The organism is Streptomyces thermoviolaceus (assembly GCF_045209695.1).
In the GTDB taxonomy this organism is placed as follows: domain Bacteria; phylum Actinomycetota; class Actinomycetes; order Streptomycetales; family Streptomycetaceae; genus Streptomyces; species Streptomyces thermoviolaceus.
The window spans coordinates 763,439-786,301 of the sequence record NZ_CP109280.1 but is presented as its reverse complement, the minus strand read 5'-3'; the positions used below and the strand labels follow the sequence as shown (position 1 = coordinate 786,301).

Sequence of the window (22,863 nt, the reverse complement as noted above, 5' to 3'; positions counted from 1 at the left end):
CGCATGCTGAACGCACCGACAGGAGGTCGCACACCATGACGCCGGAACACCCAGGGCCCATGACGCCGGATCACCCAGAGCACCGCCCGAGCCCGCACGACCACCCTTCCCGTACCGCCGCCGCGGCGGAAGGCCACGACGGTCACGCACACCACGACGGAACCGACGTCGACTGGGCCGTGATGGGCCCGCTGCTGGAGTCCGAGGCCGAGGTGTTCACACCTCTGTATCGGCAGGTGACGGCGTGGCTGGCGGAACAGGCGGGCAACCCGGGCCTGATCGTCGACGCCGGCAGCGGTCCGGGTGTGATCACGTGCCTGTTCGCCGAGCGCTTCCCCGGAGCCCGCGTCGTGGCGGTGGACGGCTCGGCCCCGCTGCTGGAACGCGCCCGCGAGCGCGCCGCCCGGTTCGGCCACGCCGACCGCTTGACCACGGTGACCGGTCTGCTCCCGGACGCGCTGTCCGCACTGGACCGCCCGGCCGGTCTGCTGTGGTGCGGCAACAGCCTGCACCACCTGGGCGACCAGCGCGCCGCCCTGACCGCGTTCGCCCGGCACCTGGCACCGGGCGGCACCCTGGCCCTGCTGGAGGGCGGCCTGCCCGCTCGTTTCCTGCCGCGGGACATCGGCATCGGCCGCCCCGGTCTGCAGGCACGGCTCGACGCGCTGCACGAGCAGTGGTTCACCCGGATGCGCGCGGACCTGCCGGGCTCCGTCGCCGAGGCCGAGGACTGGCCGGCGCTGCTGGCGGCCGCCGGACTCCGGCCGACGGGCACCCGCAGTTTCCTGCTGGACCTGCCCGCACCGGTCTCCGCCGACACCCGCGCCTTCGTCGCGGCCCGTCTCGCCCGGCTGCGCGAGGGACTGGCCGACGACCTGCTGCCGGAGGACCGGGCCGTCCTGGACCGGTTGCTGGACCCGGACGACGAGGCGGGTGTGCACCGCAGACGGGACGTCTTCGTCCTGAAGGCGCACACGGTGTACACGGCCGTCCGGGTCCGGGACACTGCCGAGTCGTGAGGCGCACGCCGACGTGCCGAGTGCTCCCCGCCGAACCGGCCGGAGGGGAGCACCCGGCGGCGTCTCAGTCGCCGTCGACGAACCGCCGGGCGAGCCTCTCACCCAGCGCGACCGCGGCGCTGTGGCTCTCGATGGGGGAGACCTGGCTGTTCTTGAACAGGACGTACGTCACGCCCGACTCCGCCCCGCCGGTCGCCGGATCGGGGTCGATGCCGAGGGCCTGGGCGGTGGCGCAGGAGGCCTCGCCGATGATCGAGGTGGGCCCGGTGTCGCCGACGACGGCGTACTCGACCTGGCCGTGGTGGATGACGGCGACCACGCCGCCGCCCTTGATGCCGGCGGACGTGTGGTCCCAGATGCCGCTGGCGCTCGGCACGACGACATAGGGCAGGGTCTCGGCGTTCAGCGGCCTGCCGTCCGACTGGTGGAAGGCGGTGTCGTCCTGGTACCAGGGGTCGCGGTTCTCGTTGCAGGCGGCGGTGCGCTGCCCGTCGCAGTCGATGTCCATGTCGGCCTTCCGGAACACCACGTCGTCCGTGCCGCACACGGGGACGGTGGCCGTGGCCTCCTCGTCCGTCCTGTACAGACCCGAGGAGATCTGCCGGCACGAGGAGACCTTGGCGAGGAGTTCGGCGGCGTCGACCGAACCCTCGCGGACGGAGGCGGAGGCGGTCGTGGGGAGGGGACCGGCGGCGAGCAGGGCGGCGCCGGCGGCTGCGGTGAGGGGCAGAGTCCGTCTGCGCACGGTGGGGGCCCTTCTGTCAGGAAAGTTTCCTTCCTGAAGGCCGTACGATGGCGAGCATGTCATGTTCGCGTCAAGGAGTAGGTGCGGGCCGGTCCGTGCGGACCGGCCCACGACCGGCGGACGTCACTCCCCGTCGAACACCGCGGGGTCCGGGCCCAGGCGCCGGTCCTCGTTCAGTGCCGCGATGGCCGCGAGGTCCTCGTCGTCCAGGCTGAAGTCGAACACCTCGATGTTCTCCTTGATGCGGGACGGCGTCACGGACTTCGGGATCACGATGTTGCCCAGCTGGAGGTGCCAGCGCAGCACCACCTGGGCCGGGGTCCGGCCGTGCTTCTGCGCGATCGCCACGATCGCCGGGACCTCCAGCAGGCCCTTGCCCTGGCCCAGCGGCGACCAGGCCTCGGTGGCGATGCCCCGCTCGGCGTGGGCCTTGCGGGCGGCCTCCTGCTGCAGGTGCGGGTGCAGCTCGATCTGGTTGACGGCCGGCACCACCGACGTCTCGGAGATCAGCCGCTGCAGGTGCTCGGGAAGGAAGTTGGACACACCGATGGCCTTGATGCGGCCGTCGGCGTACAGCTTCTCGAACGCCTTGTAGGTGTCGATGTAACGGTCCTTGGCCGGCAGCGGCCAGTGGATCAGGTACAGGTCCACGTAGTCCAGGCCGAGCTTGGCCAGCGAGGCGTCGAAGGCACGCAGCGTGGAGTCGTAGCCCTGCTCGGAGTTCCAGAGCTTGGTGGTGACGAAGATGTCCTCGCGGGGCAGGCCGGAGGCGGCGATGGCCCGGCCGGTGCCGGCCTCGTTGCCGTAGATGGCGGCCGTGTCGATGCTGCGGTAGCCGGCCTCCAGCGCGGTGACCACGGTGCGCTCCGCCTCGTCGTCCGGCACCTGCCAGACACCGAAGCCCAGCTGGGGCATCTCGACGCCGTTGTTGAGTGTGATCGTGGGGACCTGATGGGTCACGAGTGGTCGATCCTTCGGTTGTCGTGCGTGATACTCGCACGGTGCGCGATCACGAAGCTGTCGCTGTCCTGGTCGTCGACCGTGCTCTGTCGATCTTCGCACTTCCGCACAGGATCTTTCGACCCCCGTCGAATCACGTGCGGTACAGCGCCTCCACCTCCCGGGCGTAGGCCTGCTCGATCGCCTTGCGCTTCAGCTTCAGCGACGGGGTCAGCAGGCCGTGCTCCTCGGTGAACGGCTGGGCGAGGATACGGAAGGTACGGATCGACTCGGCCTGCGAGACCAGCGTGTTGGCGGCGACCACCGCGCGCCGCACCTCGGTCTCCAGATCCGGGTCGCGCACCAGCCGGGCCGGGTCCATCTTCGGTTTGCCCCGCATCGTCAGCCAGTGCTCGACGGCCTCGTGGTCCAGGGTGACCAGCGCCGCGATGTACGGGCGGTCGTTGCCGACGACGATGCACTGCGCGACGAGCGGATGCTCGCGGACCCGCTCCTCCAGCACGCCCGGCGACACGCTCTTGCCGCCGGAGGTCACCAGGATCTCCTTCTTGCGGCCGGTGATGGTCAGGTAGCCGTCCTCGTCCAGGGTGCCGAGGTCGCCGGTGGCCAGCCAGCCGTCGTGCACGGTCTCGTCGGTGGCCTTGGGGTTGTTCAGATATCCCTGGAAGACGTTGCCGCCGCGCAGCCACACCTCGCCGTCGTCGGCGATGCGCACGGTGACCCCGGGGATGGGCCGGCCCACCGTGCCGTAACGGGTGCGTTCGGGCGGGTTGGCGGTGGCCGCCGCGGTGGACTCGGTCAGCCCGTATCCCTCGTAGATCTGCACCCCGGCACCCGCGAAGAACAGGCCGAGCCTGCGGTCCATCGCCGAACCGCCGGACATGGCGTTGCGGATCCGGCCGCCCATGGCCGCGCGCACCTTGGAGTAGACGAGCTTGTCGAACAGCTGGTGCTGCATGCGCAGACCGGCCGAGGGGCCCGGGCCGATGCCCCACGCCTTGGCCTCCACCGCGTCCGCGTACCGCACCGCGACGTCGACGGCCTTCTCGAACGGTCCCTGTCTGCCCTCCCGCTCGGCCTTGCGGCGGGCGGCGTTGAACACCTTCTCGAAGATGTACGGCACCGCCAGGATGAACGTCGGCTTGAAGGCCTGCAGGTCGGGCAGCAGCGCCGAGGCACTGAGCTGCGGCTGGTGACCGAAGCGGACCTTGCCGCGGATCGCGGCGACCTCCACCATCCGGCCGAAGACATGGGCGAGCGGCAGGAACAGCAGGGTCGACGCCTCCTCGCCCTTCTTGGAGCGGAACACCGGCTCCCAGCGTGCGATGACCGTGTCCGCCTCGTACATGAAGTTGCCGTGCGTCAGGACACAGCCCTTGGGGCGGCCGGTGGTGCCGGAGGTGTAGATGACGGTGGCGACCGCATCCGGGGTGACCGCCTGCCGGTGCCGGTGCACCACCTCGTCGTCCACCGTCGCACCCGCCTCGTACAGCTCCTGCACGCAGCCTGCGTCCAGCTGCCACAGCCGGCGCAGCTTCGGGAGCCGGTCGATGACCGTGGCGATGGTCATCGCATGGTCCTCGTGCTCCACGACCGCCGCCGACACCTCGGCGTCGTGCAGCATCCAGAAGCACTGCTCGGCCGAGGAGGTGGGGTAGACCGGAACCACCTGGGCGCCGATGGTCCACAGCGCGAAGTCGAACAGGGTCCACTCGTAGCGGGTACGGGACATGATCGCGACGCGGTCGCCGTACCGGACGCCCTGGGCGAGCAGACCCTTGGCGAGGGCGAGGACCTCGTCACGGAACTCGGCGGCGGTCACATCGCGCCACGTCCCGTCCGCGTCCTTGCGGCCGAGCGCGACGCGCCGGGGGTCCTCGTGGGCATGCTGGAAGACGACATCGGCCAGACCGCCCACCGGCGGTGCCAGAGCCAACGGAGGGCTGGTGAACTCCCGCAAACCCCGCTCCCTTGTGATGTTCCGCACAGCGCCGTGAAAGCTACCTCACAGCAGGCCGGGCCGGGAGGGGGGCCGGAATCGGACAGTCCTCGGCCGCACAGGTCAGCGTCGGGGAAAAACGCCCAGAAAGGGAAGGGCCGGACAGAAATCCTCACGGTTCGGTAGGTTTCGGTGTCGTAATCTCCACCGAATCTGTACGACGTGCTGACACAGGGTGGTGTCCGACCGGACCGTCACCGCCCCGCGGTGCCGCGGTCAGACGGTGCGCCCGGCGGTTTCCGGCCAGCGTCGAGCCGTGGCCTGCCCCCGATGCAGCCGTTCGCCGCCCGCCAGGATCGCCGCGGCCAGCGCGTCGGCCGCCGGCTGCGCGGAGGGCCGGTGCCGACCGTGCACCAGGACGAAGTCCACGTGCCCCAGCTCCGGCAGTCCGGCCCGCTCCGGCACCCGCACCAGGCCCGGCGGGATCATCCCGCGCGAGTGCGCCATCACCCCCAGCCCGGCGCGCGCGGCGGCGACCAGGCCGTTGAGGCTGCCGCTGGTGCACACGATGCGCCACGGCCGCCCCTGCCGCTCCAGCGCCTGCAGCGCGAGCGCCCGCGTGATCCCGGGCGGCGGATAGACGATCAGCGGCACCGGCCGGTCGGGGTCCAGACGGAGCCGTTCCGTGCCGATCCACACCAGCCGGTCGCGCCACACCGGCTCACCGCGCGGGTCCTGCGGCCGCCGCTTGGCCAGCACCAGGTCCAGCTTCCCGGCGGCCAGCTGTTCGTGCAGCGTGCCCGACAGCTCCACCGTCAGCTCCAGATCGACCTCGGGATGCTCGGAGCGGAAGCCCTCCAGGATCTCCGGCAGCCGGGTCAGTACGAAGTCCTCCGAGGCGCCGAAGCGCAGTCGTCCGCGCACCCGGGTGCCGGTGAAGAACGCCGCCGCCTGCTCGTGCACCTCGAGGATGCGGCGGGCGAACCCCAGCATGGCCTCCCCGTCCTCGGTCAGCTCCACCGAGTGGGTGTCGCGGGTGAACAGCAGCCGCCCGGTGGCCCTCTCCAGGCGGCGCACATGCTGGCTCACGGTCGACTGGCGCAGCCCGAGCCGCCGCGCGGCCTGGGTGAAGCTGAGCGTCTGCGCCACGGCCAGGAAGGTGCGCAGCTGCGCGGGGTCGTACATACCGGCCAGCCTACCCGTGCTCATCACGGGACATGATGACAGTGAGAGCGGTATGCCGGATTCCCGATCACCGCCCCGGGAGGCACCATGGAGCGGGGACCCGTGGGCTCGCGACAGGGCTGTGACATGCGTTCCCTTCCGTGCAAGCCGAGCAAGTGGAGCACCGTGAAACGCCTGGCCTGGCCGAGCTGGATGCCGATCGACCCGTACATCGTGCTGCTGCTCGCGACGGTGGGTCTCGCGGCGCTGCTGCCGGCCCGCGACACGGCCGCCGACGCCGTCTCCTGGGCGTCCACCGCGGCGATCGCCTTCCTGTTCTTCCTCTACGGCGCCCGGCTGTCCACCCGGGAGGCACTGGACGGGCTGCGGCACTGGCGGCTGCACGTCACCGTGCTCGCCTGCACCTTCGTGATCTTCCCGCTGCTGGGCACCGCCGCCCGCGGTCTGGTCCCCGTCCTGCTGGACCAGCCGCTCTACCAGGGCCTGCTCTTCCTCACCCTGGTCCCCTCCACCATCCAGTCCTCGATCGCCTTCACCTCCATCGCCCGCGGCAACGTGCCCGCCGCGATCTGCGCCGGCTCCTTCTCCTCCCTCGTCGGCATCGTCGTCACCCCGCTGCTGGCCGCCACCCTGCTCGGCAGCGGCGGCGGCGGCTTCTCCGCGCACTCGCTCACCGAGATCGTGCTGCAGCTGCTCGTGCCGTTCCTCGCCGGCCAGGTGCTGCGCCGCTGGCTGGGCGGCTTCATCATCCGGCACAAGAAGGTCCTCGGCCTGGTCGACCGCTGCTCGATCCTGCTCGTGGTCTACACCGCGTTCAGCGAGGGCGTCGTGCGCGGCATCTGGCACCAGGTCAGCCCGCTGCGTCTGGGCGGGCTGCTGGTGGTGGAGGCCGTCCTGCTCGCGGTGATGCTGCTGCTGACCTGGTACGGAGCCAAGGCGCTGGGCTTCGGCCGGGAGGACCGCATCGCCATCCAGTTCGCCGGCTCCAAGAAGTCCCTGGCCTCCGGCCTGCCCATGGCCGGCGTGCTGTTCGGCGTGCACGCCTCGCTGGCCGTGCTGCCGCTGATGCTCTTCCACCAGATGCAGCTCATGGTGTGCGCGGTGATCGCCAAGCGCCGCGCCCGCGACCCCGAGGTCCGCGAGGAGACCGGTGCCCCCGCCGCCCGCCCGCCGGCGGCCGCGGCGAGTCGCGACCGCTGACGGCACCCGGCGGACGGCGCCGACGCCCCGGTCAGGGGCGCAGCACCACCTTGCCGCGGTTGCTCCGCGACACGATCGCCTCGTGCGCCGCCGTCGCGTCCTCGAGCGCGAACTCCCCGTGCACCACGGGCCGCACCGCGCCCTGTTCGAACAGCCGCCACAGCTCCTGCCGCCACCGCTCGTACAGCCCGGGCCGTTCCCGCGCGATCCGCGCCATCTGGAAGCCGATCACCGACCTGCCGCCCACCAGCAGGGTCGTACGCCCGGATCGTCCCGCCGCCCGAGCTGAACGCCACCAGCCGCCCGCCCGGTGCGAGCGCGGCGACCGCCGGGGTGAGCAGGTCGCCGCCGACCCCGTCCAGGACGCAGTCGACCGGGTCCCCCCAGCCGTCGTCGCCGTAGCGGACGACGGCGTCCGCGCCCAGCGCGCGCACGAAGTCCGCCTTGGCCGCATCCGACACCGCGCCCACCACCCGACCCGCGCCCCGCGCCCGGGCGAGCTGCACCGCCAGGTGGCCCACGCCGCTCGCGGCCGCCGTCACCAGCACCGCCTCGCCCTTCTCCGGCCGCGCGGCCTGAAGCACACCGAGGGCGACCAGACCGCTGCGCACCAGGGCGACCGCGTCGACCGCCGAGGCGCCGGCGGGTATGGGCGAGGCCATGGCCTGCTGCAGCACCGCGTAGTCCGCGTACCCGTGCCCGAAGCACAGCCCGGTCACCCGGTCACCGGCCCGGAAGCCCCGCAGGTCCGCGCCGACGCGCACCACCTCACCGGCCACCTCCCCGCCGAGCGGTATCGGCTCGGCGGCCTCGGTCACCTTGCGCACCACGGGTCACGTGACCCCGACGGCCTCGCAGCGCACCAACAGCTCGCCGGGACCCGGCTCGGGCACGGGTGCCTCCTCCAGGAACAGCGGGCCGCCGGTCGTGCCGTATCGCACGCGTCGCATCGCGCCTCCCGTTCGGTCGCGGACATCGGAACGTGTCGGATCGCGGGATGTCCCCCGACGATCAGCGGATCGCGGGGGCGTCCCCGCCGATTCCGTGCGCCGGAACCTGGCCCGGCACGGAGGGGGAGGGCGAACGCTTTTCCGCGGCTGCGCCGAAACCCTGGCTCAGCTGTGCGCGGCGGCCTCCGTCAGCACGCGCTCGTGGCCCGTGTACACGTTCATCGAGTTGCCCCGCAGGAAGCCCACCAGGGTCAGACCCGTCTCCGCGGCCAGGTCCACGGCCAGCGACGACGGCGCCGACACCGCGGCCAGCATCGGGATGCCGGCCATCACGGCCTTCTGGGCCAGTTCGAAGGAGGCCCGGCCGGACACCAGCAGGATCGTCCGGGACAGCGGCAGCCGCCCGTTCTGCAGGGCCCGGCCGATCAGCTTGTCGACCGCGTTGTGCCGGCCCACGTCCTCGCGGATGTCCAGCAGCTCCCCGTCCTCACCGAACAGGGCCGCCGCGTGCAGGCCGCCGGTGCGGTCGAAGACCCGCTGGGCGGCGCGCAGCCGGTCGGGCAGGCGCGCGAGCAGACCGGGGTCGACCCGCAGCTGCGGGGTGTCCGCGATCGGCCAGCGGGCCGTGGTGCGCACCGCGTCCAGCGACGCCTTGCCGCACAGCCCGCAGGAGGAGGTGGTGTAGACGTTGCGTTCGAGGGTGAAGTCGGGCAGGCGCACACCCGGCGCGGTCGTCACGTCGACCACGTTGTAGGTGTTGGAACCGTCCACCGTCGCGCCCGCGCAGTAGACGATGTTCACCAGATCGGCGGCGGAGCCCAGCACGCCCTCGCTGACCAGGAACCCCGCGGCCAGCGCGAAGTCGTCCCCCGGGGTGCGCATGGTGATGGCGAGCGGCTTGCCGTTCAGCCGTATCTCCAGCGGTTCCTCGGCCACCAGGGTGTCCGGCCGGGACGAGACGGCCCCGTCGCGGATGCGGATCACCTTGCGTCGTTCCGTGACTCGTCCCATGGTCTGATCAGTCCCGGTTCTGTAGGTGCTGGTAGCCGAAACGGCCCTTGATACAGAGGTTGCCATGGGTCACCGGGTTGTCGTGCGGCGAGGTGACCTTGACGATCTCATTGTCCTGCACGTGCAGGGTGAGCGTGCGGCCGAACCCGCAGGAGAGGCACACCGTGGTCGTCCGCGTCTGCCGGGAGTGGTCCCAGATGCCCGCCGCCCGCATGTCGAACCAAAGCGCCCCGACAAGGGTCCGTGCACAGCCCGGAACACGCCGTGACGGGAGTGTCGAGAGGGTTCTCAGACGACAGTCCCGGTCCCTATCTTTCGCCCATGAGTCCTCCTGTGGCACCCGCGGGATGGAGCCGCTGGCTGGTCCCGCCGGCTGCTCTGTCCGTCCATCTCTCCATCGGCCAGGCCTACGCCTGGAGCGTGTTCAAACCCCCGCTGGAGTCCGCCCTGCACCTCAGCGGCACCCAGAGCGCGCTGCCCTTCCAGCTCGCCATCGTGATGCTGGGCCTGTCCGCCGCGTTCGGCGGCACCCTCGTGGAGCGCAACGGACCCCGCTGGGCCATGACCGTCGCGCTGATCTGCTTCTCCTCCGGCTTCCTGCTCTCCGCGCTCGGCGCGGTGACCGAGCAGTACTGGCTGATCGTCCTCGGCTACGGCTTCGTCGGCGGCACCGGCCTCGGCATCGGCTACATCTCGCCGGTCTCCACCCTGATCAAGTGGTTCCCCGACCGGCCCGGCATGGCCACCGGGATCGCCATCATGGGCTTCGGCGGCGGCGCGCTGATCGCCTCCCCCTGGTCCGCCCAGATGCTCGACAGCTTCGGCACCGGCTCCTCCGGCATCGCGCTCGCCTTCCTCGTGCACGGACTCACCTACGCCGTCTTCATGACGCTGGGCGTGCTCCTCGTCCGTGTGCCACGCACCGCAGCGCCCCGAGGGGACCGGCCGGCCGTCCCGGAGGGCGTGCAGGTCTCCGCCCGCAGCGCCGTACGCACCCCGCAGTTCTGGCTGCTGTGGCTCGTGCTCTGCATGAACGTCACCGCCGGCATCGGCATTCTGGAGAAGGCCGCACCGATGATCACGGACTTCTTCGCGCACACCTCGGCCCCGGTGTCGGCCTCCGCCGCCGCGGGCTTCGTCGCCCTGCTGTCGGCGGCCAACATGGCGGGCCGCCTGGGCTGGTCCTCGGCCTCCGACCTGATCGGACGCAAGAACGTCTACCGCCTCTACCTCGGCGTCGGCGCCCTGATGTACCTGCTGATCGCCCTGTTCGGCGACGACTCCAAGGCGCTGTTCGTCCTGTGCGCGCTGGTGATCCTCTCCTTCTACGGCGGCGGCTTCGCGACCATCCCCGCCTACCTGAAGGATCTCTTCGGCACCTACCAGGTCGGCGCCATCCACGGCCGCCTGCTCACCGCCTGGTCCACCGCGGGCGTCCTCGGACCGCTGATCGTCAACTGGATCGCCGACCACCAGGAGAAGGCGGGATCGCAGGGTGCGTCCCTGTACGGCCTGTCGTTCGACATCATGATCGGCCTGCTCGTCGTCGGCTTCATCGCCAACGAACTGGTCCGGCCCGTCCACCCCCGCCACCACGTCACCGCAGCGAAGGAGGTGGCCGATGGCCGCCGCGAACAACCCGCCTGACCGCAAGGGCCTGATCGTCCTGTCCTGGGTGTGGGTCGGGGCACCGCTGGCCTATGGGGTGTACGAACTGGTGCTGAAGGCACGGCAGTTGTTCACCGGATGACTGCTGTGGGCATCGACCTCACGACCCGAGACGCCCACCTGGCCCTGACATCTTCCGCCGCCGTCGGACGCTGTCCGCGGCAGGCTCCCGTCGCGGTCGGCCCCGGGATACCCCGGCCGACCGCGACGCTCATCCGTGCGGTGGTGAGGTGGCTGCAGCAGCCGTCGGCGGGGCCGTGCGCCGTAGACTGCGGACGAAGAACAGTCGACACTGGAGCGACCGCGACCTGACGTGCTGCACCGGACCGCGCCGGGGTGCGGGACCGTGTGGGGCGGCGTCGGCTCCGGTGACCGCTGAGCGTCTTCCGGCCTCCGTCTCCACTGTGCACGGCCCCGGCCGAGAAGGGACCGCGATGTCGTCGACAGGACTGCCGCAGGGGCGGTGCCCCGGCTCGAACGCCCGGGGCCGCTGAGGGAACGCGTCTACCAGACGCTTCTGGAACTCGTCATCACGCGTGCGCTGCGGCCGGGTCAGCACCTCGTGGAGAGCGAACTCGCCGGTCACCTCGGCGTCTCCCGGCAGCCGGTGCGGGAGGCGCTGCAGCGGCTCAACACCGAGGGCCGGGTCGATCTGTGGCCCGCCCAGGGTGCGTTCGCGCACGAGCCCACGGAGGAGGAGGCCGACCAGCTGCTGACGGTCCGAACCCTGCTGGAGGCCGAGGCCGCGCGGCTGGCCGCCGTTCATGCGGACGCCGACGGTGTCGCCGCGCTGGAAGAGCTGTGCGCCGAGGGGAAGCGGGCCGTCGCCTCCGACGACGTGGACGCCGCCGTCGCGCTGAACGCCCGCTTCCACGCCACGATCATGGAGCTGGCCGGCAACACCGTCCTGGCGGGACTCGCCGCGCAGGTCGACCGCCGGGTGCGCTGGTACCACACACCCGTGGCCCGCCGGCGTGGTGCCCAGTCCTGGATCGAACACCGTGCGTTGATCGCCGCCATCGCCGACCACGACGAGGAACGCGCCACCCGACTGATGCGCGAACACCTGGAGCACACGCGCACCTCGTATCACGAGCGGGCGGCATCGTCCTGAACCTCGGCGTTCGCTGGTTCGTCCCCGCGTGCACGGGTCGCAGACACCGGGAAGCACTCACCGGACAGTGGAAGAGGGTCCGTCCTGAGGGCCACCGCCGAACGTGGGAGTCACAGCCACCCGAGCCATGACTTCAGGCCTGGCCCGCGCACGCGTCGATGACGGCGGCGATCAGGCCCCGCGGGTCGTACAGCGAGCGCGCTCCGTCGGAGACGACCCGCCGGGTGCCCGGGTCCACGGGGGAGGTGCCGGCCCAGTCCCGGTGTCCGACGCAGAGCTCGACCTCCAGCCCGGACTCCCTGACGAACCGCCACTCCGTGACGGGGCCCCAGCGACGGGTGGTGACGAAGGTTCCGAGGACCCGTTCGCCCGCCAGGGCTTGCGCGTCGTACAGTGACGGGTCGTCGGTGAGCAGCACCAGATCGACGTCGGAGTCCTCGCGTGCGGCGTCTGCGGCCCAGGAGCCGACGAGCAACAGTCCCGCCACATCGGGCCGGGCACTTGCCCATGCCACGGCCCGGTCGAGCAGCGCGGCGACCTCTTGGTGCCTTCGGGCGCTCATGCTCTCCTCTTCTCTCCAGACCGGCGGTGGGACATCGGTTGTCGCCGGGCCCGCCCGGCTGCGGTCAGGCTCTGGATGGAGCGGCCGGGAAGTTCCGTGTCCGTCGAGGCGGGCACCGTCACGGCTTCCACCATGCCCTTGCCGGCGGGCGAGCCGCAGACTCACGCCCAGCACGGGCGGACAGCAGTCGGCGGAGAGGAACGGCTGATCGTCCTGCACCACGCCCCGGGCCAAGCGCCCGTCGAGGTCGGTCACCCCCCCACCCCACCCTTTGTCCTCTGAGTGGAAAAAGTCGGCGCCAATTGCTGCACAGCTTCTTCTCAGCTTCGGCGGTCGCTGCTACGTTCCTCTCAAAAGCCCGGAACGGACGGCCGATTCGAGGCGGGGAGGGGCACGTGAGACGCATGACCGCACGACCCGCCAACGCGCATCAGGCCCGACTGCTGAAGCTGCTGCGTGACTCGGGGCCCAGCTCCCGCGCACAGCTCGGCGACCGGGTGGACCTGTCGCGGTCGAAACTGGCCGTGGAGGTCGACCGGCTCCTGGAGACGGGGCTGGTCGTCGCCGACGGGCTCGCCGCCTCGCGCGGCGGGCGCCGCTCCCACAACGTGCGGCTCGCGCCCACCTTGCGTTTCCTGGGCGTGGACATCGGCGCGACCTCCGTCGACGTCGCCGTCACCAACGCCGAACTGGAGGTGCTGGGTCACCTCAGCCAGCCCATGGACGTCCGCGAGGGACCGGTCGCGGTCTTCGAGCAGGTGCTGTCCATGGCCGCGAAGCTGCGGGCCTCCGGGCTCGCGGAGGGGTTCGACGGCGCCGGCATCGGCGTCCCCGGACCCGTCCGCTTCCCCGAGGGCGTCCCGGTGGCGCCGCCGATCATGCCGGGCTGGGACGGGTTCCCGGTCCGGGAGGCCCTCAGCCAGGAACTGGGCTGCCCGGTCATGGTCGACAACGACGTGAACCTGATGGCGATGGGGGAGATGCACGCGGGCGTCGCCCGCTCCGTGGGCGACTTCCTGTGCGTCAAGATCGGTACCGGCATCGGCTGCGGCATCGTCGTCGGCGGTGAGGTGCACCGCGGGACGACGGGCAGCGCGGGCGACATCGGGCACATCCAGGCCGTGCCCGGGGGACGTCCGTGCGCCTGCGGCAACCGGGGCTGTCTGGAGGCCCACTTCAGCGGCGCGGCGCTCGCCCGCGACGCGCTGGAGGCGGCCGAGGAGGGCCGGTCCGCCGAACTCGCCTCCCGGCTGGCGACGAACGGCACCCTCACCTCCGTCGACGTCGCCGCCGCGGCCGCCGCGGGCGACGCCACCGCGATCGACCTGATACGGGAGGGCGGCACCCGCACCGGTCAGGTCATCGCCGGCCTGGTGTCGTTCTTCAACCCCGGCCTGGTGGTGATCGGTGGCGGGGTCACCGGACTCGGGCACACCCTGCTCGCCGCGATCCGCACCCAGGTCTACCGCCAGTCGCTGCCGTTGGCGACCGGGAATCTGCCCATCGTCCTGGGTGAGTTGGGCCCCAACGCCGGCGTGATCGGCGCGGCCCGGCTCATCAGCGACCACCTGTTCTCACCCGCGTAGCACCGCACCGTGTCACCCGTGGAGCACGACACCGTGTCACCCATGCAGCACCGCACCGTGTCACTCGCGTAACACCGCACCGTCCCACCGCACAGCAGCACCCCGTCCGTGACCGGGCGCCGCCGTCCGAGGGCACCCGGCCCGGCCACCCGAGTCCGGCTCCGCTCAGCACAGCTCAGCTCAGCACAGCACCGCCAGGCTCCACCCGTTCGGTCCCGCTCAGTCCAGCACCGCCAGGCTCCACCCCGTCCGGTCCCGTCCGGTCCCGCACGCCGGCACCGTGACCGCTCGCACCGCACCGAGCCCCGCCCTGCCTGAAAACGGCCGTACGCCTCCAAGGGAACCGCATGGCACCCGAACCACCGCTGCTCAGCATGTCCGGCATCACCAAGTCCTTTCCCGGCGTCCGGGCGCTCGACGGCGTCGACCTCGACGTCCAGGCCGGTGAGGTGCACTGCCTGCTCGGCCAGAACGGGGCCGGCAAGTCCACCCTCATCAAGATCCTCGCCGGCGCCCACCAGCCCGACACCGGCACCGTGCGCTGGCGCGGCGACCCCGTCACCCTGCGCTCGCCGATCGCCGCGATGCGCCTGGGCATCGCCACCATCTACCAGGAACTCGACCTGGTGGAGCATCTGTCGGTGGCCGAGAACGTGCACCTGGGCCACGAACCCACCGCGGCAGGGTTCGTCGTCCGCCGCCGGGCCGCCCGCGCTGCCACCGCGGAGCTGCTGGCCCGGCTCGGGCATCCGGAGATCGACCCGGCGCGACCGGTGGGCCGGCTGTCCGCGGCGCAGCAGCAGATCGTGTCCATGGCCCGCGCGCTCTCCCACGACGTGCGGCTCATCGTCATGGACGAGCCGTCCGCCGCGCTCGACCCGGAGGAGGTCGACAACCTCTTCCGTATCGTCGCCTCGCTCACCGCCGACGGTGTCGCCGTCGTCTACATCTCCCACCGGCTGGAGGAGATCCGCCGCATCGGCGACCGGGTCACCGTGCTCAAGGACGGCCGGGCGGTCGCGCGCGGCCTGCCGGCGAAGACCACCCCCACGCGGGATCTGGTGGCGTTGATGACGGGGCGCACCGTCGAGTACGTGTTCCCCGAGCGGCCCGCCGCCTCCCCTGCCGCCGAGCGGCCCCCGGTGCTCGAGGTGCGCGGGCTGACCCGCGCGGGCGAGTTCGCGCCACTGGACCTCGAGGTGCGGGCCGGGGAGATCGTCGGGCTCGCCGGGCTCGTCGGCTCCGGGCGGTCCGAGATCCTGGAGACCGTCTACGGGGCGCGGCGGCCGACGGCCGGTGAGGTCCTCGTCGATGGGCGGCCGGTGCGCCCCGGGAGCGTGCGGGCGGCGGTGCGGGCCGGGCTCGGGCTCGCCCCGGAGGAACGCAAGGCGCAGGCCCTGCTGATGCTGGAGTCCGTCACCCGCAACGTCTCCGTCTCCTCCCTGTCCCGGTTCGCGCGGGCGGGCTGGATCGACCGGAACGCCGAACGCCGCGCGGCACGGGCCGCCGTGCGGGAGTTGTCCCTGCGGCCCGACGACCCCTCGGTGCCGGTGCGCACCCTGTCCGGCGGCAACCAGCAGAAGGCCGTCCTGGCCCGCTGGCTGCTGCGCGGCTGCAAGGTGCTGCTGCTGGACGAACCCACCCGAGGTGTCGACGTGGGCGCGCGCGCCGAACTGTACGCGGTCGTCCGCCGGCTGGCCGACGAGGGCCTCGCGGTGCTGCTGGTCTCCAGCGAGGTGCCCGAGGTGCTGGGCCTGGCCGACCGGGTGCTGGTGCTGCGCGAGGGGCACGTCGTGCACACCGCGCCCGCCACCGACCTCGACGAGCACCGGGTGCTCGACCTCGTGATGAACGCACACCCCGTGGCCAGTGAAGGGAGCCCGGCGTCATGACACAGCCCGTGTCGCCGCCTCGGGGCGGCACCGACAAGACCGCGACCGCCGGCCGGCCGCCCGCCTGGCGCTCGCTGGCCGCCCGCGCCGATGTGCGCACCCTCTCCCTGCTCGGGGTGCTCGCCGCGCTGATCGTCATCGGCGGCGTGACGAAACCCGACGAGTTCCTCGACACCCGCAACCTGCAACTGGTGCTCACCCAGGCGTCCGTCATCGGGGTCGTCACCGTCGGCATGACCTTCGTGATCACCGCCGGCGGCATCGATCTGTCCGTCGGCGCGATCGTCGCCCTGGCCTCGGTGTGGGCGACCACGGTGGCCACCCAGGAGTACGGCTTCGGCGGCATCCTGTTCACCTCGGTGCTCGTCGGACTCGGCTGCGGCCTGGTCAACGGGGTGCTCATCGCCTACGGCGGCATGGTGCCGTTCATCGCCACCCTCGCCATGCTGGCCTCGGCGCGCGGCCTGGCCCTGCGGATCACCGGCGGCCGCACCCAGGTCGTCACCGTCGACTCCGTCCTCCGCCTCGGCGAACGCGACGCCTACGTGCTCGGCATCCCGCCGCTGGTGCTGGTGTTCGCGGTCGTCACGGTCATCGGCTGGCTGGTGCTGAACCGGACCACCTTCGGCCGCCGCACCGTCGCCGTCGGCGGCAACCCGGAGGCCGCCCGCCTCGCCGGGATCGACGTGCGCCGCCAACGTCTGTACCTGTACCTGCTGTCCGGGCTGTGCTGCGGCATCGCGGCCTTCCTGCTGATCGTCCTGTCCGGCTCCGGCCAGAACACCAACGGCAACCTGTACGAACTCGACGCCATCGCGGCCGCGATCATCGGCGGCACGCTCCTCAGCGGCGGACGCGGCACCATCACCGGCTCCGTGCTGGGCGTGCTGATCTTCACCACGATCACCGACATCTTCGCCCTGAACAACCTGCCGACCGACGCCCAGCAGATCGCCAAGGGCGCCATCATCGTCGCCGCCGTGCTGGTCCAGCGCCGTACCGCGAGCACCACCTGAGGAAGGGGTCCACCACCATGTCACCACTGACCAGCCGCAGAGGGCTGCTGTTCGGGACGGCCGCCGTCTCCGCCGGTGCCCTCCTCGCCGGGTGCACCAGCAACGAACCGTCGGACGGCAAGCAGGCCGGCAGTGCCCAGCCGGCCGCGTCCGACACACCCGGCAAACACGTCACCATCGGCTTCGCCGGCCCCCAGGCCGACCACGGCTGGCTCAACGCCATCAACGACAACGCCAAGAGCCGCGCCGAGAAGTACTCCGACGTCACCCTGGAGATCACCGAGGGCTCCAACGACACCGCCACCCAGATCGGCCAGATCGAAACCCTGATCAACAAGAAGGTCGACGTGCTGGTGGTGCTGCCCGCCGACGGCAAGGCGCTCACCCAGGTCGGCCTGAAGGCGATGCGCGCCGGCATCCCCGTGGTCAACCTCGACCGGGTGTTCAACACCCCGCAGGCCTACCGCTGCTGGATCGGCGGCGACAACTACGGCATGGGTCTGAACGCCGGGCACTACATCGGCGAGAAACTCAAGGACAAGCCGAACGCCCGCGTCGTCGAACTCGCCGGACTGGACAACCTGGAACTCACCCGGCAGCGCACCCAGGGGTTCGACGACGCCCTGAAGAACTACCCCAACATCAAGAAGGTGGCCCGCCAGGCCGCCGACTTCACCGTCGAGTCCGGCCAGGCCAAGATGGCCCAACTGCTCCAGGCACAGCCCGAGTTCGACGCGCTGTGGAACCACGACGACGACCAGGGCGTGGGCGCGCTGCGTGCCATCGAACAGGCCGGCCGCGACGACTTCCTGATGGTCGGCGGTGCCGGCGCGCTGTCCGCGTTCCAGGCCATCGAACGCGACGACAGCGTGCTGAAGGCGACCGTGCTGTACCCGCCGACCATGGCGGCCTCCGCCATCGACCTGGCCCGCGCGCTCGGCCAGGGCAAAGGCATCGGCGGCCTCGCCGAGTTCGAGATCCCCGCCTCGATCACCCTGTACTCGGCCGTCGTCGACAAGACCAACGTCGACACCTACATGCCCACCGGTTTCCGCTGACCCGCATCCGCCCCGCACCCCTCACGGCGCCACCATCCGAGAAACCCGCACCCTGCACGGCGCCACCATCCGAGGACGAGGAGACACCTGTATGGAACAGCCGCAGCACCCGGACCCGGCCGAGGCCGACACGCCGCCGCTGCGCATCGGCATGGTCGGATACGCCTTCATGGGTGCCGCCCACTCCCAGGGCTGGCGCACCGTGGGCCGCGTCTTCGACCTGCCCCTTCGCCCGGAGCTCACCGCGATCTGCGGCCGGGACGCGGACGCGGTGCGCACCGCCGCGGACCGGCTGGGCTGGGCCGGTGCCGAGACCGACTGGCGCGCCCTGGTCGCCCGGGACGACATCGACCTGGTGGACATCTGCACCCCCGGCGACAGTCATGCCGAGATCGCGCTGGCCGCGCTCGCCGCCGGCAAACACGTGCTGTGCGAGAAACCTCTGGCGAACACCGTCGCCGAGGCCGAGGCGATGGCCCGGGCCGCGGAGGAGGCCGCCGAGCGCGGGCAGGTCGCGATGGTCGGGTTCAACTACCGCAGGGTGCCCGCCACCGCGCTGGCCCGGCGCATGATCGCCGAGGGCCGGCTCGGCACCCTGCGGCACGTGCGGGTGTCGTATCTGCAGGACTGGCTGGTCGACCCGGCGTTCCCGCTGACCTGGCGGCTGCGCAAGGAACGCGCCGGGTCCGGCTCGCTCGGCGACCTCGGCGCGCACATCGTGGACCTCGCCCAGTACCTCGCGGGTGAACGCCTGGCCGGGGTGTCCGCGCTCACCGAGACCTTCGTACGGCAGCGGCCCCTGCCGGCCGGCGCCACCAGCGGCCTGTCCGCGCAGCCCGCGGGATCCGCGCCCGCCACCGGGGAGGTCACCGTCGACGACGCCGCGCTGTTCACCGGCCGTTTCACCTCCGGCGCGCTGGCCTCCTTCGAGGCCACCCGCTACGCCACCGGCCGCAAGAACGCGCTGCGCATCGAACTCAACGGCGACCGCGGCTCGCTCGCCTTCGACCTGGAACGTCTCAACGAGCTGTGGTTCCACGACGGCACCGAGCCGGCCGGCGGCGCCGGGTTCCGCCGCATCCTGGTCACCGAACCCGACCACCCCTACCTGCACGCCTGGTGGCCGCCCGGCCACGGCCTCGGCTACGAGCACACCTTCGTCCACCAGGCCCGCGACCTCGTCCACGCCGTGGCCGAGGGCACCCGGCCCGAACCGTCCTTCGCGGACGGTCTGCAGGTGCAGCGGGTGCTCGCGGCCGTGGAGGAGAGCGCCGCGAAGAACTCCCTGTACACCCCTGTCGCCGCCTGAAGGAGGCACCCACCCATGCCGCGCCCGTTCACGCTGTTCACCGGCCAGTGGGCCGATCTGCCGCTGGAAGAGGTGTGCCGGCTGGCCCGCGACTTCGGCTACGACGGCCTCGAACTCGCCTGCTGGGGCGACCACTTCGAGGTGGACAAGGCCCTCGCGGACCCTGCCTACCTCACCTCCCGCCACGAACTGCTGGACAAGTACGGCCTGAAGTGCTGGGCCGTCTCCAACCACCTGGTCGGTCAGGCCGTCTGCGACGCCGTGATCGACGAACGCCACCAGGGGATCCTGCCCGCCGACGTGTGGGGCGACGGCGACCCCGAGGGTGTGCGGCAGCGGGCCGCCGCCCGGATGAAGGACACCGCACGGGCCGCCGCCGCGTTCGGCGTCGACACCGTCATCGGTTTCACCGGCTCGGCGATCTGGCACCTCGTCGCCATGTTCCCGCCGGTCCCCGAGCGGATGATCGACCGCGGCTACGAGGACTTCGCCGCCCGCTGGAACCCCATCCTCGACGTCTTCGACGCCGAAGGCGTGCGCTTCGCCCACGAGGTCCACCCCAGCGAGATCGCCTACGACTACTGGACCACCCAGCGCGCCCTGGACGCGGTGGACCGCCGTCCCGCGTTCGGGCTGAACTTCGACCCCTCCCACTTCGTGTGGCAGGACCTCGACCCGGTCGGTTTCCTGTGGGACTTCCGCGACCGGATCTACCACGTGGACTGCAAGGAGGCCCGCAAACGGCTGGACGGCCGCAACGGCCGGCTCGGCTCCCACCTGCCCTGGGGAGACCCCCGCCGCGGATGGGACTTCGTCTCCGCCGGGCACGGCGACGTCCCCTGGGAGGACGTGTTCCGCATGCTGCGCTCCATCGACTACCGGGGCCCGGTGTCCGTGGAGTGGGAGGACGCGGGCATGGACCGGCTGCAGGGCGCCCCCGAGGCACTGCGGCGCCTGAAGGCCTACGACTTCGACCCGCCGTCGGCCTCGTTCGACGCGGCCTTCGGCAACTGACCATCCCCATGTCTCCGGGATGACGGCGCATCCCGGCCACCGTCTCCGGGATGACGGCGCATCCCGGCGCAAGCACCCGCCCGTACGACAACCCCCGCCTGGGAGGCACACGTGCACGGGACAGACCGCACCATGAGAACCGGCAGAACCGGCATACCCGGCGGCCGCCGGCGCCGCACGCCCCTGCGTACCGCGCTCGCCCTGGCCAGTGCCGCACTGCTGGCCGGCACCACCCTGACGCTGACCGCCCCGCAGGCCGGCGCCTCCGGCACTCCCGGCACCGCGGCGACCGCGGCCGCCGAGGACTTCCAGCAGGTCACCCTCGCCAAGGGGGCCGCGGAGGTCGGCGAACCCATGTCGCTGGCCGTGCTGCCGGACCGCTCGGTCCTGCACACCTCGCGCGACGGCACCCTGCGCCTGACCGACGCCGCCGGCAACACCGAGGTCGCCGGCAAGCTCGACGTCTACTCCCACGACGAGGAAGGCCTGCAGGGCGTCGGCGTCGACCCGGACTTCGCCACCAACCGGTACATCTACCTGTACTACGCACCGCCGCTGGACACCCCCGCCGGGGACGCCCCCGAGACCGGCACCGCCGAGGACTTCGCCCCCTTCGACGGCGTCAACCGCCTGTCCCGCTTCGTGCTGAAGACGGACGGCACCTTGGACCTGGCCAGCGAGACGAAGATCCTCGACGTCCCGACCTCCCGCGGCATCTGCTGCCACGTCGGCGGCGACATCGACTTCGACGCGGACGGCAACCTGTACCTGTCGACCGGCGACGACTCCAACCCGTTCCAGTCGGACGGCTTCACCCCCATCGACGAGCGCAGCGACCGCAACCCGGCCTTCGACGCCCAGCGCACCGCCGGCAACACCAACGACCTGCGCGGCAAGATCCTGCGGATCAAGGTCAACGAGGACGGCTCCTACTCCATCCCGGACGGCAACCTGTTCCCGCCCGGCACCCCGAAGACCCGTCCCGAGATCTACGCGATGGGCTTCCGCAACCCGTTCCGGTTCAGCGTCGACAAGGAGACCGGCATCCTCTACGTCGGCGACTACGGCCCCGACGCCGGCGCGGCCGACCCGAAGCGCGGCCCGGCCGGACAGGTCGAGTTCGCCCGCGTCACCGGTCCCGGCAACTTCGGCTGGCCGTACTGCGTCGGCGCCAACGAGGCCTACGTCGACTACGACTTCGCGACCGGAACCAGCGGGGAGCCCTTCGACTGCGACGCCCCGAAGAACGACTCCCCGCACAACACCGGCCTGACCGACCTGCCGCCCGCCCAGCCCGCCTGGATCCCCTACGACGGCCCGTCCGTGCCCGAGTTCGGCGACGGCTCCGAGTCCCCCATGGGCGGCCCGGTCTACCACTACGACCCGGAGCTGGACTCGCCGGTGAAGTTCCCCGAGTCCTACGACGGTGACTTCTTCGCCGGGGAGTTCGGACGCCAGTGGATCAAGCGGATCGTCACCGACGACGACGGCACCGTGCAGTCCATCAACCCCTTCCCCTGGTCCGGCACCCAGGTGATGGACATGGCGTTCGGCCCGGACGGCGCCCTGTACGTCCTCGACTACGGCCTGAGCTGGTTCGGCGGTGACGAGAACTCCGCCCTGTACCGGATCGAGAACGCCACCGACGGCCACTCCCCGGTCGCGCAGGCCGCCGCCGACCGCACCAGCGGCAAGGCCCCGCTGAAGGTCTCCTTCTCCTCGGCCGGCACCAGCGACCAGGACGGCGACGCCCTCACCTACCACTGGGACTTCGGTGACGGAACCACCTCCACGGCCGCGAACCCCAAGCACACCTACCGCAGCAACGGCACCTACACCGCGACCCTGACCGTCACCGATCCCTCCGGGCGCACCGGCAGCGCCGGCGTCCAGGTCGTCGTCGGCAACACCGCTCCCACGGTCACCCTGCAACTCCCGGAGGACGGGCAGCTGTTCGACTTCGGTGACGCCGTGCCGTTCAAGGTGAAGGTCACCGACCCCGAGGATGGGAAGAACATCGACTGCTCCAAGGTCACCGTCACCTTCGTCCTCGGCCACGACAGCCACGGCCACCCGCTGACCTCCGCCCAGGGCTGCTCCGGCACCATCCAGACCAGCAACGACGGCGGACACGACGAGAACGCCAACATCTTCGGCGTGTTCGACGCCCAGTACACCGACAACGGAGGCGGCGGCCAGGCACCGCTGACCACGCACACCACCCATGTCACCCAGCCCCGGCACCGCCAGGCCGAGCACTTCGGCGACTCCTCGGGTGTGACCGTGCTGGACCAGAGCGCCGCGCACGGCGGCAAGACCGTCGGTGACATCTCCGACGGCGACTGGATCTCCTTCACGCCCTACGTCCTGAAGAACGCCACGACGATCACCGCACGGGTCTCCTCCGCCGGCCAGGGCGGCACGCTCGAGGTCCGCGCCGGCTCGGCGAAGGGCACCCTGCTGGGCAAGGCGACCGTCCCGGCGACCGGCGGCTGGGACACCTACCAGGACGTCACCGCCTCCCTGTCCCGTGCCCCGAAGGGCACCACCACGCTGTACCTGGTGTTCAAGGGCGGCAGCGGTGACACCTTGTTCCACCTGGACGACTTCACCTTCACCACCGGCTGAGAGGAGG

At 71.6% G+C, this 22,863-nt stretch carries 17 protein-coding genes and 3 pseudogenes; 12 read left to right on the top strand and 8 right to left on the bottom strand.

The genetic code is table 11. From position 1 onward, the window contains the following. Window positions 1-59: 59 nt before the first annotated feature. Window positions 60-1,019 carry a class I SAM-dependent methyltransferase gene (locus OG899_RS03520; protein ID WP_168132324.1) on the top strand — a complete coding sequence of 320 codons (960 nt, stop codon included), beginning with the start codon at window positions 60-62 and terminating at the stop codon, window positions 1,017-1,019. A 64-nt stretch (window positions 1,020-1,083) separates the two neighbouring features. Here OG899_RS03520 and OG899_RS03515 read toward each other — a convergent pair whose 3' ends face one another. The 4 genes from OG899_RS03515 to OG899_RS03500 all read right to left on the bottom strand — a co-directional run bounded on the left by OG899_RS03515 (window position 1,084) and on the right by OG899_RS03500 (window position 5,848). Next, the gene (locus tag OG899_RS03515) at window positions 1,084-1,764 is read right to left on the bottom strand and encodes a glycoside hydrolase family 75 protein (RefSeq protein ID WP_168132323.1); all 681 of its coding nucleotides are present in this window, start codon (window positions 1,762-1,764) and stop codon (window positions 1,084-1,086) included. A 123-nt stretch (window positions 1,765-1,887) separates the two neighbouring features. Beyond that, window positions 1,888-2,679 (bottom strand): aldo/keto reductase, encoded by a 792-nt coding sequence (locus OG899_RS03510; protein WP_185867879.1) that lies wholly within the window; start codon window positions 2,677-2,679, stop codon window positions 1,888-1,890. Between the two features lie 178 nt (window positions 2,680-2,857). Further along, window positions 2,858-4,684, bottom strand: coding sequence for a long-chain fatty acid--CoA ligase (locus OG899_RS03505; RefSeq protein ID WP_189428111.1), 1,827 nt, complete (start codon window positions 4,682-4,684; stop codon window positions 2,858-2,860). A gap of 255 nt (window positions 4,685-4,939) precedes the next feature. Beyond that, window positions 4,940-5,848 (bottom strand): LysR substrate-binding domain-containing protein, encoded by a 909-nt coding sequence (locus OG899_RS03500; protein ID WP_125498598.1) that lies wholly within the window; start codon window positions 5,846-5,848, stop codon window positions 4,940-4,942. Between the two features lie 192 nt (window positions 5,849-6,040). Here OG899_RS03500 and OG899_RS03495 point away from each other — a divergent pair, with 192 nt between their 5' ends. Next, the gene (locus OG899_RS03495) at window positions 6,041-7,048 is read left to right on the top strand and encodes a bile acid:sodium symporter family protein (RefSeq protein ID WP_189428139.1); all 1,008 of its coding nucleotides are present in this window, start codon (window positions 6,041-6,043) and stop codon (window positions 7,046-7,048) included. 31 nt (window positions 7,049-7,079) lie between these two features. Here OG899_RS03495 and OG899_RS03490 read toward each other — a convergent pair. The 3 genes and pseudogenes from OG899_RS03490 to OG899_RS03480 form a co-directional block, all read right to left on the bottom strand. Beyond that, a pseudogene (locus OG899_RS03490) lies at window positions 7,080-7,998 on the bottom strand (zinc-binding alcohol dehydrogenase family protein). 165 nt (window positions 7,999-8,163) lie between these two features. Then, complete coding sequence (gene fdhD / locus OG899_RS03485) at window positions 8,164-9,009, bottom strand: formate dehydrogenase accessory sulfurtransferase FdhD (RefSeq protein ID WP_125498573.1); 846 nt, start codon at window positions 9,007-9,009, stop codon at window positions 8,164-8,166. Window positions 9,010-9,016: 7 nt separating this feature from the next. Next, window positions 9,017-9,229, bottom strand: a pseudogene (locus tag OG899_RS03480) (Fe-S-binding domain-containing protein); the annotation flags it as partial. A gap of 101 nt (window positions 9,230-9,330) precedes the next feature. Here OG899_RS03480 and OG899_RS03475 point away from each other — a divergent pair. The 3 genes and pseudogenes from OG899_RS03475 to OG899_RS03465 all read left to right on the top strand — a co-directional run bounded on the left by OG899_RS03475 (window position 9,331) and on the right by OG899_RS03465 (window position 11,791). Next, window positions 9,331-10,656 carry an OFA family MFS transporter gene (locus OG899_RS03475; protein WP_125498572.1) on the top strand — a complete coding sequence of 442 codons (1,326 nt, stop codon included), beginning with the start codon at window positions 9,331-9,333 and terminating at the stop codon, window positions 10,654-10,656. After that, on the top strand, window positions 10,631-10,759 hold the full coding sequence (locus OG899_RS03470; protein ID WP_260604120.1) for a hypothetical protein: 129 nt from the start codon (window positions 10,631-10,633) through the stop codon (window positions 10,757-10,759). The genes OG899_RS03475 and OG899_RS03470 overlap by 26 nt, the downstream gene beginning before the upstream one ends. 352 nt (window positions 10,760-11,111) lie before the next feature. Further along, a pseudogene (locus OG899_RS03465) lies at window positions 11,112-11,791 on the top strand (GntR family transcriptional regulator). 133 nt (window positions 11,792-11,924) lie between these two features. On the opposite strand, the gene OG899_RS03460 reads toward OG899_RS03465, so the two are convergent. Further along, the gene (locus OG899_RS03460) at window positions 11,925-12,353 is read right to left on the bottom strand and encodes a nucleotidyltransferase domain-containing protein (RefSeq protein ID WP_189428109.1); all 429 of its coding nucleotides are present in this window, start codon (window positions 12,351-12,353) and stop codon (window positions 11,925-11,927) included. A 404-nt stretch (window positions 12,354-12,757) separates the two neighbouring features. Here OG899_RS03460 and OG899_RS03455 point away from each other — a divergent pair, with 404 nt between their 5' ends. From OG899_RS03455 to OG899_RS03425, 7 genes are all read left to right on the top strand, one after another. Beyond that, a complete protein-coding gene (locus tag OG899_RS03455; RefSeq protein WP_168132320.1) occupies window positions 12,758-13,939 on the top strand; it encodes an ROK family transcriptional regulator in 1,182 nt (393 codons plus the stop codon). Window positions 13,940-14,286: 347 nt separating this feature from the next. After that, complete coding sequence (locus OG899_RS03450; protein ID WP_125498567.1) at window positions 14,287-15,831, top strand: sugar ABC transporter ATP-binding protein; 1,545 nt, start codon at window positions 14,287-14,289, stop codon at window positions 15,829-15,831. Continuing rightward, window positions 15,828-16,847, top strand: coding sequence for an ABC transporter permease (locus OG899_RS03445; protein ID WP_125498566.1), 1,020 nt, complete (start codon window positions 15,828-15,830; stop codon window positions 16,845-16,847). Before OG899_RS03450 ends, OG899_RS03445 begins: the two co-directional genes overlap by 4 nt. Window positions 16,848-16,864: 17 nt before the next feature. Then, the gene (locus tag OG899_RS03440; RefSeq protein ID WP_125498565.1) at window positions 16,865-17,905 is read left to right on the top strand and encodes a substrate-binding domain-containing protein; all 1,041 of its coding nucleotides are present in this window, start codon (window positions 16,865-16,867) and stop codon (window positions 17,903-17,905) included. 91 nt (window positions 17,906-17,996) lie between these two features. Then, a complete protein-coding gene (locus OG899_RS03435; protein WP_125498564.1) occupies window positions 17,997-19,214 on the top strand; it encodes a Gfo/Idh/MocA family protein in 1,218 nt (405 codons plus the stop codon). A gap of 15 nt (window positions 19,215-19,229) precedes the next feature. Beyond that, window positions 19,230-20,228: a sugar phosphate isomerase/epimerase gene (locus OG899_RS03430; RefSeq protein ID WP_125498563.1), complete on the top strand. Its 999-nt coding sequence runs from the start codon at window positions 19,230-19,232 to the stop codon at window positions 20,226-20,228. 111 nt (window positions 20,229-20,339) lie between these two features. After that, window positions 20,340-22,856 (top strand): PQQ-dependent sugar dehydrogenase, encoded by a 2,517-nt coding sequence (locus OG899_RS03425; RefSeq protein ID WP_373296067.1) that lies wholly within the window; start codon window positions 20,340-20,342, stop codon window positions 22,854-22,856. The last annotated feature ends 7 nt before the right edge of the window (window positions 22,857-22,863 follow it).

Bases quoted from the DNA above. Each gene is read 5' to 3' on its own strand.
- OG899_RS03450 (WP_125498567.1), top strand. From the start codon at position 14,287: ATGGCACCCGAACCACCGCTGCTCAGCATGTCCGGCATCACCAAGTCC.
- OG899_RS03445 (WP_125498566.1), top strand. From the start codon at position 15,828: ATGACACAGCCCGTGTCGCCGCCTCGGGGCGGCACCGACAAGACCGCG.
- OG899_RS03500 (WP_125498598.1), bottom strand. From the start codon at position 5,848: ATGTACGACCCCGCGCAGCTGCGCACCTTCCTGGCCGTGGCGCAGACG.
- OG899_RS03510 (WP_185867879.1), bottom strand. From the start codon at position 2,679: ATGCCCCAGCTGGGCTTCGGTGTCTGGCAGGTGCCGGACGACGAGGCG.
- OG899_RS03520 (WP_168132324.1), top strand. From the start codon at position 60: ATGACGCCGGATCACCCAGAGCACCGCCCGAGCCCGCACGACCACCCT.
- OG899_RS03435 (WP_125498564.1), top strand. From the start codon at position 17,997: ATGGAACAGCCGCAGCACCCGGACCCGGCCGAGGCCGACACGCCGCCG.
- OG899_RS03440 (WP_125498565.1), top strand. From the start codon at position 16,865: ATGTCACCACTGACCAGCCGCAGAGGGCTGCTGTTCGGGACGGCCGCC.
- OG899_RS03460 (WP_189428109.1), bottom strand. From the start codon at position 12,353: ATGAGCGCCCGAAGGCACCAAGAGGTCGCCGCGCTGCTCGACCGGGCC.
- OG899_RS03455 (WP_168132320.1), top strand. From the start codon at position 12,758: ATGACCGCACGACCCGCCAACGCGCATCAGGCCCGACTGCTGAAGCTG.
- OG899_RS03475 (WP_125498572.1), top strand. From the start codon at position 9,331: ATGAGTCCTCCTGTGGCACCCGCGGGATGGAGCCGCTGGCTGGTCCCG.
- OG899_RS03430 (WP_125498563.1), top strand. From the start codon at position 19,230: ATGCCGCGCCCGTTCACGCTGTTCACCGGCCAGTGGGCCGATCTGCCG.
- OG899_RS03495 (WP_189428139.1), top strand. From the start codon at position 6,041: ATGCCGATCGACCCGTACATCGTGCTGCTGCTCGCGACGGTGGGTCTC.
- OG899_RS03470 (WP_260604120.1), top strand. From the start codon at position 10,631: ATGGCCGCCGCGAACAACCCGCCTGACCGCAAGGGCCTGATCGTCCTG.
- fdhD (WP_125498573.1), bottom strand. From the start codon at position 9,009: ATGGGACGAGTCACGGAACGACGCAAGGTGATCCGCATCCGCGACGGG.